The sequence below is a fragment of the Paracoccus panacisoli genome, from assembly GCF_042435015.1.
Lineage (GTDB): Bacteria > Pseudomonadota > Alphaproteobacteria > Rhodobacterales > Rhodobacteraceae > Paracoccus > Paracoccus panacisoli.
Genome location: NZ_JBHMQU010000022.1, coordinates 37,944 through 51,037, shown reverse-complemented (window position 1 = coordinate 51,037; position 13,094 = coordinate 37,944). Strand labels below are relative to the sequence as shown.

The window sequence follows — 13,094 nt, the reverse complement described above, 5'->3', positions numbered from 1 at the left end:
CGCGGGTGCCGGGTCAGACTGCCACCCGCATAGCCGGCCCGCAAGCCACCACGGCGGCTAGATTTTCACGACGGCTAAAGCCCGCTGCCGCCCTGCCTGAGCCCGTGCGGCTTCACCCGCGGCTCGGTCGACCGCATCAGGCTGCCCGCCCCCTGCTCGGTGAAGAGCTCGAGCATGGTCGCGTGCGGCACCCGCCCGTCGAGGATCACCACCGCCCGCACCCCCTCGTCCAGCGCCTTGAGCGCGGTCTCGGTCTTGGGGATCATCCCCCCGGCGATGGTGCCGTCGGCGATCATCGCGCGCACCTGGTCGGGGTGGATCTGGGTCAGCACCTGGCCCGAGCCGTCCTTGACCCCCGCCACGTCGGTCAAGAGCAGCAGCCGGTCGGCCTTGAGTGCGCCCGCGATCGCCCCCGCTGCGGTGTCGCCGTTGACGTTGAAGGTCTCGTTGTCGGCCATGCCGGTGGCGACCGGGGCGATGACCGGGATCAGCCCGGCGCCGTAGAGGTCGCGGATGATCTGGACGTTCATCTCGATCGGGCGCCCGACGAAGCCGAGTTCGGGGTCGTCGGCCTCGCACACCATCAGGTCGTCGTCCTTGCCCGAGATGCCGATGGCGCGGCCGCCGGCGTCGTTGATCGCCTGGACGATGCGCTTGTTGACGAGGCCCGAGAGGACCATCTCGACCACCTGCACGGCCTCTTGCGTGGTGACGCGCTTGCCGCGGACGAAGCGGCTTTCGATCCCCAGCCGGTCGAGCAGCTCGTTGATCATCGGCCCGCCGCCGTGGACGACGACGGGATGGATGCCCACCTGCTTCATCAGCACGATGTCGCGCGCGAACTCGGCCATCGCCGCGTCGTCGCCCATCGCGTTGCCGCCGAACTTCACCACCACAACCGCGCCGGCATAGCGCTGCATATAGGGCAGCGCTTCGGCGAGCGTGCGGGCGGTGCTGACGAAATCGCGGTCCATGTTCTGCTGTCTCATCCGGTGGCTGTCCTCAGGGGCGTGGCGCGAAGCTAGGCAAACCGCGGCCCGAGGTCCAGTCCGGCGGGACCGACCCGCTCAGAGCAGGAAATCGTCGCGGCCGAGCGCCGTCAGCCGTTCGACCCGGATGGAGAGGTCGGTCACGCGGTCGCCGTCGGCATCCAGCGCGATGCGGACCCCGTCGGAATAGGCGACCAGGATCACCTCGCCCGCGTGGCCAGTGAAGGACCGCCCGCCGAGCCACAGCCCGCCCTCGATGTCCGCGCCTAGCGCCGAGAGGTCGATGCGGTCCTCTCCCCTCACGAAATCGGCGATGGTGTCCTGCCCGCCGGCCGGATCGTCGAGCGCCGAGAAGACGAAGATGTCGGCCCCGGGATCGCCGACGAGCCAGTCGGCCCCCGCCCCGCCGGAAAGAAAGTCGTCGCCCGCCCCGCCGGCCAACCGGTCGGCGCCGGAACCGCCCGCCAGCGTATCGTTCCCCCAGTCGCCCAGCAGCACGTCGTCGCCTGCCCCGCCGTCAAGCACGTCGTTGCCGCCCTGCCCGTTCAGGACATCCCCGCCATCACTGCCGTCGAGGGTATCATTGTCCATGCCTCCTCGTAGCCGATCGTTGCCCGCGCCGCCGATCAGCCAGTCACTCCCTCCGTTTCCCCACAGGTCATCGTCGTCCGCGCCGCCATCGATGCTGTCATGGCCCGCCCCCCCGATCAGCCGGTCGCGGCCGCTGTCCCCAGCCATGAAATCATCGCCCACGTCGCCGGCCAGAAGGTCGTCTCCCAGACCACCGGACATACGGTCGTCTCCCGCCCCGGCGAACTGGGTGTCGTTGCCGCTGTGCCCGCATAGCGCGTCGCCGCCCTCTCCGCCCAGCAACACGTCGTTTCCCGATTCGCCCATCAAGAGGTCGGACCCGGTACCGCCTGCCAGCCGGTCGTTCTCGGTCCCGCCATAGATCCTGTCGTTCCCCCCACCGCCGTGCATCCAGTCGGCACCGCTGAGCCCAAGGAGTACGTCGTCGCCCTCGTTTCCCAGCACCACGTCGTCGCCCGCCGCGGCGATCACGTTGTCTTCCCCGCCGCCACCGGCAACGAAATCGTTTCCCGCCCCCGATCGGATGGTGTCGTTGCCCGAACCCCCGAACATCCGGTCGCGCCCGGCGCCGGCGAACATCACGTTGTTGCCCGCGGTGTCGCGGAACACGTTGTTGCCCTCGGCATCGATCAGCACGTCGTTGCCGTTCCCCCCGATCAACCGATCGTTGCCAGCCAGCCCGCAGATGCGGTCGTCGCCGTCCTCGCCAGCCAGGAAATCGTCGCCGGACCCGCCGTTCAGGCGGTCGTTTCCGGAGCCGCCGAAGATGATGTCGTTTCCACCCTGCCCGGCGAGGCTATCGTCCCCGCCCTCGCCCATGACGAGGTCGTGATCATCGCCCGCCAGCACGATGTCGTTCATCCCCCCGGCGCGGATGAAATCGTTGCCCCCGCCCGACCAGATCGTGTCCTCGCCGTCGTCCGCGCTGATGCGGTCGTGACCGGCGCCGCCGACGATGAAATCCTCGAGCCGGCTGCCGAGGATCGTGTCGTTGCCGGTGAAGCCGTAGACGGTCGAGCCGCCTTCGGTGGCCCGCAGCAGGTCCGCGCGGCCGGTGCCGGTCACCGTCGAGCGCACGTCCGGCGGCTGGTAATGGGCGACCGGGAACATGGCGTTGTCGAACCACGACGCCGACAGCGGCTTGCCGTTGTGGCTGTAGACGTTGACCGTCGTCTCGCCGCACTTGATGCGGATGCCCCAGCTCTGGGCGGTCATCTTGACCTGCCAGATCGAGCGGATCATCCCCATCATGGAAAAGTCGAGCCGGTCCACCCCCGCCTCGAAGTCGCGGATCGCCACCTGGCCGCGGACCCGCAGGGGCATGAACACGTCCGCCCCCGCCCCGCCGTACAGGTCGATGGCGCGCGAGCCGCAGATCAGGATGTCGTCGCCGTCCCCGCCCGAGATCCGCGTCGTGTTCAGCCCGCCCTGGATCAGGTCGTTGCCGTCGGTGCCGACGTGGCGGCCCTGATCGACGTGGCGGGTCTGGCCGATCCGGCCGGGGTCGATCACGAACTGGCTGATCCCGTCCTCGGTGGCCGAGGCGGCAAAGACCACGATGCGCCCGTCGATCACCCGGGTCGCGAGCGCCGAGACATTGGCGAGGCTCATGCCGTCCGCGTCGGCGATGGTGTCGAGATGCACGAGCCGCCCGTCCGGGGTCACGGTGAAGAGGCTCAGCCCGTCGTCCGCCCCGCCCACGACGACGAAGGCGCGGCCGTCGATCTGCACCGCCTCCATCACCGTGGCGGACTGGAAGCGCGTCGTGCGCTCGTCGATGACGTGATCGACCGGCACCAGCCCGCCGCCCGCGACGATCCGCACCGTGGTCAGGGACGACGACCCGGCCGAGCTGACGATGACGTAGTGCTTGCCCTCGACCTCGACCGCGGCGAGGTCGCGCGGGCCGTTGAAGCCGGTCCCGCGGCTGCTGCCGACGAACTGGCCGCTGCCCATCCGGCCGTCCGGGGTGACGACGTGGGCGCCGATGTAGTTGCCCAGCGTCGAGGCCTGCACGATCATGTCCACCCCGCCCAGCCGCAGGGTCAGCACGCTGTCGATCTGCCCGCCGGGCGGCATCCGCCCCGGCCAGGCATCGCGCGCCATCAGGCTCAGCCCGCCATCCGCGCGCTGGTGCCAGATCGACAGCTCGCCCGAGTTGTCGCGCGTCGTCCAGAGCAGCGAGCGCCCCGAGGCCGTGGTGAAGCTGCCCGCGTCCAGCAGGCTGGACGGCAGCCCCGCCCCGGAGAGGCCCCGGTCCCCCGCCCCCCGGCCGAGGTCGGGGTCGAGCCAGCGCACGTCCCGCACCCCGCCCGATATCCCCGCGGTCAGCAGCGCCGTTCCGCCGCCCGGCCGGTCGATCAGCAGCGCCTGCGGCTCGGCCATGTGGCGCAGGCTGCGGGCATAGGCGTAGCTCTCGGCCAGTTGCGGCGCGGTGTCGGCCCCGGTCACGGCATAGATCGACCCGCCCCCCGCATGGGTCGCCCCGACCAGCACCAGCCGGTCGCCCACCTTGCCGAGGGTCAGGTCCGTGAGATTACGGACCTGCCCCTGCATGGTCGTTGCGATGTGGCGAAACCCCGTCATGTCCCCGATCCATGTCGTCCACCTTGTTCCCCGTGGACGATCCTGCCGGGCGAGGGGTTAATTTGGGGTAAGATTCGCCGTTAACGCGCCGTTCAACTGCCTCAAATGCCCCTTACAGCCGCGGGAACCTTTTCGGGTTCAGCCGCGGCGGTAGGGGCCGAAGGCCGCCGTCTCGGCCATGTCGTCGCCGACGGCGGCGTCCTCGTCCTCAAGATGGGCGGCGAGCGCGGCGCAGAAACCGGGATCGGCGATCCAGTGGATCGAGTGCGTCGCGGCGGGCAGATAGCCGCGCGCCAGCTTGTGTTCGCCCTGTGCCCCGGCCTCGACGCGGGCGAGCCCGTGGGCGATCGCCCAGTCGATGGCGCGGTGGTAGCAGAGCTCGAAATGCAGGAACGGGTGGTCCTCGATGCAGCCCCAGTAGCGGCCGTAGAGCGTATCGGCGCCGATCAGGTTCAGCGCCCCGGCCACCGCCCGGCCGTCGCGCTCGGCGATGACCAGCAGGCAGTCGTCGCGCATCGTCTCGTGCAGCGCCTCGAAGAAGGCGCGGGTCAGATAGGGCCGCCCCCATTTTCGCCCGCCGGTGTCCTGGTAGAACGCCCACATCGCGTCCCAGTGGCGCGGCGCGATCTCGTCGCCGCGCAGCGCCCGGATCCGGCCGCCGAATTCGTTCGCGCGGGCGCGCTCTTTCCGCAGCGCCTTGCGCTTGCGGCTCGACAGGCGGGACAGGAAATCCTCGTAATCGGCGTAGCCGTCGTTCTGCCAGTGATACTGGGTCGTCGTGCGGCCGAGCCAGCCCTGCGCCTCGCCCAGCCGCCGCTCGGCCGCGGTGCAGAAGGTGACATGGGCCGACGAAAACCCGGCCTGCCCGGCCACCTCGGCCATCGCCGCCAGCAGCGCCGCCTGCACCGCGGGGCTGTCGGCGATCAGCCGGGGGCCGGTCGCGGGGGTGAAGGGCACCGCGGACTGCAGCTTGGGATAGTAGCGCCCGCCCGCGCGCTGCCACGCATCGGCCCAGTGATGGTCGAAGATGTATTCGCCCTGGCTGTGGGTCTTGAGATAGAGCGGCGCGACGCCCACGACCGCCGCCCCGTCGCGTGCGACCAGATGGGCGGGCTGCCACCCCGTCCCCCGCCCGACCGAGCCCGACGCCTCGAGCGCGGCGAGGAAACGGTGGGTGGTGAAGGGATCGCCCCGCAGCCCCGCGGCCGCGCCGCAGCCGTCCCAGGCGGTCGCTTCGATTTCCGCGATCGCGGGCAGGACGGACACGCTCAGATCAGCCATGCCGGGAAGATAGGTGGCGTTCGTCCGACGTCAACGCCGGCCGGGGCGCTGCCCCCAGCCTTCGGGCATGGCCCGAGGGCGTTCGTCGGGACAAAGCTCCACCGGAGCTTTGTCTGACCCTCCTCACCCCCGGGATATTTGGGTCCAGCCCGAGGGGCCGCCGGGCGTAAGCGCGGGAGGGGCGCGCCGCGTTGGGCGCGCGCCCCTCGGTCTGGCTCAGGCGCGGACGAGCGCCTCGTAGTCCTCGGCGATCTTGCGCGTCGTGGCTCCGACCTGGAAATGCCAGTCGTCGCCGATCTGGGCCACCGGGGTGACCTCGGCGGCCGAGCCGGTCAGGAAGCACTCCTGGAACTCGGACACCTCCTCGGGCAGGATGTGGCGCTCGTGCACGACCATGCCCTGGTCCTTGCACATCTGGATGATGGTCTGCCGGGTGATGCCGTTCAGGAACGCATCGGCGAGCGGGGTGTGGATCTCGCCGTCCTTCACGAAGAACACGTTGGCACCGGTCGCCTCGGCCACGTAGCCGCGATAGTCCATGAACAGCGCGTCCGAGCAGCCCTTCTTCTCGGCCGCGTGCTTGGACATGGTGCAGATCATGTAGAGCCCCGCCGCCTTCGCCGCCGCCGGGATCGTCTCGGGGCTCGGCCGCTTCCACTTCGAGATGTCGAGCTTGGCGCCCTGCCACTTGGCGTCGCCGTAGTAGCTGCCCCATTCCCACGTGCAGATCGCCAGCCGCACCGGGTTGTGGCTGGCCGCGACCCCCATGTCGGGGCCGGCGCCGCGGAAGGCGATGGCGCGGACATAGGCGTTGGTGAAGCCGTTGGCCTTGAGCACCTCCTCCTTGGCCGCGACGATCTGGTCGGCGGTCCACGGGATCTCCATGTCGATCAGCTCGCCGGACTTGAGCAGCCGCTCGGCGTGCTCGCGCGACTTGAAGATCTTGCCGTCGTAGCAGCGCTCGCCCTCGAATACGGCGCTGGCATAGTGGAGGGCATGGGTGAGAATGTGGACGCGCGCATCGCGCCAGTCCACCAGCTCTCCGTCCATCCAGATCTTGCCGTCGCGATCCTCGTAACTCGCTGCCATGTCAGCCCCCGACCTCAGGTCATTTTCAGATTGTGTCGCGCCTGCCCCCTTTCGGTGGCAGAAAATTGCGCCACGGCCAGCGGTAGAGATTGATTCTTGGAAAGTCAACAACGCTGCCCTATCATGGCCGCCATGACTGTGAGGCAACGATGCAGAACGCGGGACTGAAGACGGGCGCGCGCGACGCGCAACGCGAGGCGCGGCGCGATCCCCGCGCGACCGGCGTGGCGCAGGCGGCGGCCAGCGGGCTGGGCGCGGGGCTCGGGGCACCGGGGGTGCCGGCGGGCGCCGAAACCCTGCTGTCGCTCACCGACGAGCAGATCCGGCGCGGGATGGAGGCGATGTATTTCGCCTATCGCGCCTTCACCTCGGACCCCGACCTGATCCTGGCCGAGATCGGCTATGGCCGCGCCCATCACCGGGCGCTCTATTTCATCCACCGCGACTCGGGGCTGACCGTGACCGCGCTGCTCGAGGTGCTGGGCGTCACCAAGCAGTCGCTGAACCGCGTGCTCAGGGCGCTGATCGAGGACGGGCTGGTCGACAGCCGCATCGGCCGCCGCGACCGGCGCGAGCGGCAGCTCACCCTCACCGACAAGGGCGCCGCGCTGGAACGGCGGCTGTCCGAGAGCCAGCGGGCGCGGATGCGCGCCGCCTATCGCGCCGCCGGGCCGCAGGCGGTGACCGGCTTCCGGCAGGTGCTCGAGGCGATGATGGACGGCGAGACGCGGGCCCAGTTCCAGGCGCTGCGCGACGCCCCGCCCACCCCCGGCGAGGTCGGCGCGGGGCCGCGCGGATGACCCGATCCGAGCCCGCCCCCGACGCCCATCTGCTGATCGTGGACGATGACGAGCGGATCCGCAGCCTGCTGCGCCGCTTCCTCGTCCGCAGCGGCTATTTCGTCACCACCGCGCGGGATGCCGCGCAGGCGCGGCGGCTGCTCGCCGGGCTCGACTTCGACCTCATCGTGCTCGACGTGATGATGCCGGGCGAGGACGGGCTGACGCTGACCCGCGACCTGCGGCGGAAGAGCCAGACCCCGGTCCTGCTGCTGACCGCGCGAGGCGAGACCGACGACCGCATCCGCGGGCTCGAATCGGGGGCCGACGACTACCTCGCCAAGCCCTTCGAGCCGCGCGAACTGCTGCTCAGGATCGCCGCGATCCTGCGCCGGGTGCCGGCGGCGGCGGCGAGCGGGCCGAAGTACCTGACCCTCGGCCCGTTGCGCTACGACGCCGGCAAGGGCGAGCTGTGGCAGGGCGAGAGCCCCGTCCGCCTGACCGGCAGCGAGCAGACGCTGATGCGCCGCCTGGCCGAGAGCCCCGGCGAGCCGGTGGACCGCCCGACCCTGATCGAGGTGCTGGGCCGCGACCCCGACGAGGGCGGCGAGAACTCGGAACGCGCCATCGACGTGCAGATCACCCGCCTGCGCCGCAAGCTCGAACCCGACCCGCGCGAGCCGCGCTACCTGCAGACCGTGCGGGGGGCGGGGTACATGCTGGTGCCGGACTGAGGGCGCCAACGCGGGACGTTCGGTCCTGCGACGCGCCATCAGTTCTACCTTGCCGGCCATTTGCACATCCTCACTTGCCACCGGTTGCGACACGGGCAAAGCCGGCGCGACCGGACACGAAGGAGCGGGACATCATGCGGATCGTCGGCGGCAGGCTGCGGGGGCTGAAACTGGCCGAGGTCGGCGACGGCGACCCGGCAGCGCATCTGCGGCCCACGACCGACCGGGTGCGCGAGGCGATGTTCAACCTCATCGAGAACAGCCACGGCGTCACGCTCGAGGGTGCGCGGGTGCTCGACCTCTTCGCCGGCACCGGCGCGCTCGGGCTCGAGGCGCTCAGCCGCGGCGCGGCGCGGGTGGCGTTCGTCGATGACGGCGCCGCGGCACGGGCGCTGTTGCGCGCCAATGTCGAGAAGGCGAGGGCGATGGGGGTGACCGACATCTGGCGCCGCGACGCGACGAACCTCGGGCCGAACCGCGGGCCGGGCTATGACGTGGTGTTCCTCGACCCGCCCTACGGGCAGCGGCGGGGCGAGGCGGCGCTCGCCTCGGCGCTGGCCGGCGGCTGGCTCGCCCCCGCCGCGCTCGTGGTGTGGGAGGAGGAGGCGCCCCCCCTGCCCCCGCCGGGCCTCGCCCAGATCGACCAGCGCCGCTACGGGGCGACGCTGGTGACGCTGCTCACTCACTCGATGGGGACGCCGGCCTCCTGATAATACCGCGCCGCACCGGGATGCAGCGGCACCGGCAGGTTCTGCGCGGCCTTCATCGGGTCGATGTCATTGGCCGCCGAGTGGGCCGCCTTGAGCGCGTCGAGATTGGCGTACATCAGCTTCGCCATCTGATAGGCCAGCTCGTCCGGCACCTCATCGTGGGTGACGAGGTAGTTCGGCGTCAGCACCGTCATCACGTCGGCGTCCTGCCCTTCGTAGGTGCCGGCGGGGATCACCGCGGACTGGAACGGCTTGCCCATCTTCTCGGCGACGGCGGCGGGCACCTCGGCGATGGTGATCGGGATCGACGCCGCGAGGTCACGGATGAACCCCGACCCCAGCCCCGCCGACTGCAGCGTCCCGTCGAGCTGGCGGTTCTTGATCAGCTCGGCCGAGTCCGAATAGGGCAGGTACTCCACCTTGCTCAGGTCCTTGTAGCTCATCCCGGCCGCATCGAACATCAGCCGGCTGCTGAGTTCCGCCCCCGACGCCGGCGCGCCCACCGACAGCGAGTGCCCGCGCACGTCCGCGAAGGTGCGGATGCCCGAATCCTGCCGCACCACCAGATGGGCGAAGTTGGGATAGATCGCGGCCAGCACCCTGAGCGAGGTCAGCGGCCTCGGAAACCCTGCCTCGGCGTTGCCCTCGGCCGCGTGCATGAGCGAGTCGCCGAGGATGAAGGCCAGCTCGCCCCGCCGGCGGTCCAGCAGAACGCAGTTCTCGACCGAGGCCTTGGTCGCCTGCACCTGCGTCTGCGCCCCCTCGATGCCGGCGCCGTAGATCTGCGACAGCGCCACGCCGAGCGGGTAATAGACCCCCGAGGTGCCGCCGGTCAGGATGTTGATGAAGGTCCGGGCGTGACCCCCGCGCGGCAGCGCCACCAGCGCCCCCGCCCCGAGCGCGACCCGGCCCAGATCGCGGCGTGTGAATGTGGTCATAAGGGCTCCTCCCCTGAAATCCCTGATGTTTTTGAGTGTCCGGGGCTCCCCCCCGTGCGAGGCCCAACACCCCCGCCCGCGGCCGGGTTGCACCGCGGCCCCCGCGCCGGCCTCCCTCGGTCGAGCCACGGGACGCCTCGGGCTGGGCCATGACACCGGGGCAATGGCCCCTGTGCGGCCAGCCTTACAGCCGCCAGACCACCCCTCGCAGGCACGCCCCCACCCCCTCGGGCTGGACCCAAATATCCCGGGGGGGCGCCCGGAACGGGCGCGGGGGCAGAGCCCCCGACCCGCCTTCACCCCTTCGGCCGGAAAGCCACGATCCGCGCCGGGTCCGTCTCGATCCGCGCCGCGCCGATCAGGTCGAGGCAATAGGGCACCGCCGCGAACACCGCGTCGAGGCAGGTGGCGATGGCGGCCGGCTTGCCGGGGATGGTGATCATCAGGCAGGCGTCGCGGATGCCCGCCGACTGACGCGACAGGATCGCCGTCGGCACCCCCTCGTCGAGCGAGGCGCGCCGCATCGCCTCGCCGAAGCCCTCGAGCTCCTTCTCGATCACGTCGGCGAGCGCCTCCGGCGTCTCGTCGCGCGGCGCAGGGCCGGTGCCGCCGGTGATGAGGATGAGGTCGGCGCCCTCGCCGTCGGCCAGCCGCCGCAGGGTCGCGGCGACGCCCTCGCGCCCGTCGGGGACGATGTGGCGGGCGATCTCGACCGGCGAGGTCACCACCTCGCGCAGCCACGCCTCGGCGGCGGGGCCGCCCTTGTCCTCGTATTCCCCGCGGCTGGCGCGGTCCGAGACGGTGACGATGGCGATGCGGGCGGTCTGGCGCTGGGTCATTCGGGGCCTCGCGGATGGGGCGCGGCAGGGGCGCCGGGGGGATGCGGACGGCGGCGCGGCAGGCCGCGCCGGGCGTCATCCTGCCCGCTCGCGCCCGCGAAGGGAACCGGACGCGCTGCCGCACCGATCGCGTCGCCCGCACCCCGCGCCGTGCGGTCACGCCGCCCCCCCGCCTGCCCGCCGTTGCCCCGCGCCGCCAATCGTGGCAAGACGAGCCGACACGACAGCCGGATGGACCGCGATGACCGATTTCCAACAGCGCCGCATGATGATGGTGGACACCCAGGTCCGCCCCAACGATGTCACCAAATACCCCGTGATCGCCGCCATGCTCGACATCCCGCGTGAGGATTTCGTGCCCGACTCGCGCCGCGACGTGGCCTATGTCGGCGACAACGTGGACCTTGGCCACGGGCGCGTGCTGCTCGAGCCGCGGACGCTGGCCAAGATGATCGACACGCTCGACGTGCAGCCGACCGAGCTCGTGCTCGACCTCGGCTGCGGTTACGGCTACGCGGCCGCCGTGCTGGGCCGGATGGCGCAGGCCGTGGTCGCGGTCGAGGAACTGCCCGACATGGCCGCCGCCGCGACCGAGCGCCTCGCCGCCGCCCGCGCCGACAATGTCGCCGTGGTGCAGGCCCGGTTGACCGAAGGTGCAGCCGCGCAGGGCCCCTATGACGCGATCCTCGTCGGCGGCGGCATCGAGGAGCTGCCCGAGGCGATCGCGGACCAGCTCGCCGAGGGCGGGCGGATCGTCGCGCTGTTCCTCGAGGGCGCGCTCGGCGTCGTGCGGCTCGGCCGCAAGCTCGACGGGCGGATCGACTGGCGCATGGCCTTCAACGCTGCCGCCCCGCTCCTCCCCGGCTTTGCCCGGCGCCCGGGGTTCGTCCTGTGATGCGCCGCCGCACCCTCGCCGCGGTCCTCGCCCTGGGGACGGCGCTCGGCGGGGTGCCGGCCTGGGCGGAATCGCTCGCCGACAGCATGGTGGCGGCCTATCGCCACTCGTCGCTTCTGGACCAGAACCGCGCGCTGCTGCGCGCCGCGGACGAGGATGTGGCCAGCGCCACCGCCGCGCTGCGCCCGGTGGTGCAGTGGGTGGCGAGCCACAATTTCACCCGCTCGGACGGGGTCGAGATCGTCTCGGACACCGTCCAGCTGGTCGGGCAGATGACGCTCTATGACTGGGGCCGCAACCAGCTCGCCATCGACATCGCCAAGGAGCAGGTGCTCTCGACCCGCGAATCGCTGATCGCGGTCGAGCAGGACGTGCTGCTGAGCGCCGTTCAGGCCTTCCTCGAGGTCCGCTCGGCCGAGCAGCAGGTAGCGCTGAACCGCAACTCGGTCGAATTGCTGGGCCGTGAGCGGCAGGCGGCGCAGGACCGCTTCGACGTGGGCGAGATCACCACCACCGACGTGGCGCTGGCCGACGCGCAGCTGGCCGCCACCCGCGCCTCGCTGGCCGCGGCTGAGGGGCAGCTCGCCGTCGCGCGCGAGGCCTATACGGCCGCCGTCGGCCGCAAGCCCGGCAAGCTCGACGCCCCGCCGCCGCTGCCCAAGCGGCCGAAATCGCTCGAGTCGGCCCGCGCCACGGCGGTCAAGACCCACCCCGCGATTCGCCAGGCGCAGCGCGCCGTAGCCGCGTCCGAACTGGGCGTCGCCGCCGCCGCCGCCGAGCGCCGCCCCGAGGTGACCGGCTCGCTGGGCCTCGGCACCACGCGGCGGCCGCAGCAGACGATCTTCGGCCTGGGCGACCCTGAAACGACCACGACGCTCTCGGGCAGCATCGAGGCCAAGCAGACGATCTACTCGGGCGGCCGCCTGCCGGCCGCGCACCGCAAGCAGATGGCCCAGCGCGACGCGGCGCGCTCGGCGCTGCTCAACGCCTCGCGCCAGGTGGCCGAGGCGGTGGGCAAGGCCTGGGCGAGCATCGACGTGGCCCGCGCACAGATCGGCGCGATCGACCAGCAGATCTCGGCCGCCCAGCAGGCCTATGACGGGGTGCGGGAGGAGGCGACGCTGGGCGCCCGCACCACGCTCGACGTGCTCGACGCCGAGCAGAACCTGCTCGAGGCGCGGGCGAACAAGATCACGGCGGAAGCCAATCTCCAGTTAGCACATTATCAACTTTTGGCCGCTATGGGACTCTTGACGGTGAAAGACCTCAAGCTGGGAGTCCCGACCTATGACCCTTCGGCCTATTACAACGCGGTGCGCGAGGCGCCCTATACCAGCACCCAGGGCGAGAATCTCGACCGGGTGCTGCGCGCCATCGGCCGCGATCCGGGCAAGCCGCGGAATTGACCTCTCCCAGGGCGGCGGGCGATGACCGACCCGCTGCGGCTGGACCGCCCGCGGAGCCGGCGGGGTGAGGACATCGGCGACGTGCTCGCCTCGATCCGGCGGCTGATCGCGCAAGACGCCGCGCCTTCAGGGCGGGCTGCGGGCGCCGAGCCGCCCCTGCGGCTCGAGCCGGCGGGACGGAGCGAGGGGTCCGTGGGCGCGGCGCCTTGCGCGGGGGGAGCGGAGTCCGATGCGCGGGGGCCGGGTTTGGCGCCGGC

General features: G+C 71.4%; 11 protein-coding genes. 5 read left to right on the top strand and 6 right to left on the bottom strand.

The features are described from left to right. Positions 1 to 74: 74 nt before the first annotated feature. From argB to ACFHYO_RS05705, 4 genes are all read right to left on the bottom strand, one after another. Positions 75 to 974: an acetylglutamate kinase gene (argB, locus tag ACFHYO_RS05720; protein ID WP_036711816.1), complete on the bottom strand. Its 900-nt coding sequence runs from the start codon at positions 972 to 974 to the stop codon at positions 75 to 77. A 93-nt stretch (positions 975 to 1,067) separates the two neighbouring features. Beyond that, on the bottom strand, positions 1,068 to 4,166 hold the full coding sequence (locus tag ACFHYO_RS05715; protein ID WP_394318982.1) for a calcium-binding protein: 3,099 nt from the start codon (positions 4,164 to 4,166) through the stop codon (positions 1,068 to 1,070). Positions 4,167 to 4,304: 138 nt separating this feature from the next. Then, complete coding sequence (locus ACFHYO_RS05710; protein WP_394318980.1) at positions 4,305 to 5,447, bottom strand: GNAT family N-acetyltransferase; 1,143 nt, start codon at positions 5,445 to 5,447, stop codon at positions 4,305 to 4,307. 216 nt (positions 5,448 to 5,663) lie between these two features. After that, positions 5,664 to 6,536 carry a branched-chain amino acid aminotransferase gene (locus ACFHYO_RS05705; RefSeq protein WP_043134260.1) on the bottom strand — a complete coding sequence of 291 codons (873 nt, stop codon included), beginning with the start codon at positions 6,534 to 6,536 and terminating at the stop codon, positions 5,664 to 5,666. A gap of 149 nt (positions 6,537 to 6,685) precedes the next feature. Between ACFHYO_RS05705 and ACFHYO_RS05700 the strand changes: the two genes are divergently transcribed. The 3 genes from ACFHYO_RS05700 (at position 6,686) to rsmD (ending at position 8,759) form a co-directional block, all read left to right on the top strand. Continuing rightward, on the top strand, positions 6,686 to 7,336 hold the full coding sequence (locus ACFHYO_RS05700; protein WP_394318978.1) for a MarR family winged helix-turn-helix transcriptional regulator: 651 nt from the start codon (positions 6,686 to 6,688) through the stop codon (positions 7,334 to 7,336). After that, on the top strand, positions 7,333 to 8,049 hold the full coding sequence (locus ACFHYO_RS05695) for a response regulator (RefSeq protein ID WP_036712443.1): 717 nt from the start codon (positions 7,333 to 7,335) through the stop codon (positions 8,047 to 8,049). Before ACFHYO_RS05700 ends, ACFHYO_RS05695 begins: the two co-directional genes overlap by 4 nt. A gap of 74 nt (positions 8,050 to 8,123) precedes the next feature. Then, positions 8,124 to 8,759, top strand: a complete 636-nt coding sequence (rsmD, locus tag ACFHYO_RS05690; RefSeq protein ID WP_394318976.1) for a 16S rRNA (guanine(966)-N(2))-methyltransferase RsmD — start codon at positions 8,124 to 8,126, stop codon at positions 8,757 to 8,759. On the opposite strand, the gene ACFHYO_RS05685 is transcribed toward rsmD, so the two are convergent. Next, complete coding sequence (locus tag ACFHYO_RS05685; protein ID WP_394318974.1) at positions 8,732 to 9,697, bottom strand: TAXI family TRAP transporter solute-binding subunit; 966 nt, start codon at positions 9,695 to 9,697, stop codon at positions 8,732 to 8,734. The two genes, rsmD and ACFHYO_RS05685, sit on opposite strands and share 28 nt — an antisense overlap. A gap of 296 nt (positions 9,698 to 9,993) precedes the next feature. Next, the gene (gene mog / locus ACFHYO_RS05680) at positions 9,994 to 10,536 is read right to left on the bottom strand and encodes a molybdopterin adenylyltransferase (protein WP_036703172.1); all 543 of its coding nucleotides are present in this window, start codon (positions 10,534 to 10,536) and stop codon (positions 9,994 to 9,996) included. Positions 10,537 to 10,777: 241 nt separating this feature from the next. Here mog and ACFHYO_RS05675 point away from each other — a divergent pair, with 241 nt between their 5' ends. Together ACFHYO_RS05675 and ACFHYO_RS05670 are read left to right on the top strand one after the other, a co-directional pair. After that, on the top strand, positions 10,778 to 11,431 hold the full coding sequence (locus ACFHYO_RS05675) for a protein-L-isoaspartate O-methyltransferase family protein (protein WP_036703171.1): 654 nt from the start codon (positions 10,778 to 10,780) through the stop codon (positions 11,429 to 11,431). Continuing rightward, positions 11,431 to 12,837: a TolC family outer membrane protein gene (locus ACFHYO_RS05670; protein WP_052171876.1), complete on the top strand. Its 1,407-nt coding sequence runs from the start codon at positions 11,431 to 11,433 to the stop codon at positions 12,835 to 12,837. The genes ACFHYO_RS05675 and ACFHYO_RS05670 overlap by 1 nt, the downstream gene beginning before the upstream one ends. Positions 12,838 to 13,094 lie beyond the last annotated feature (257 nt).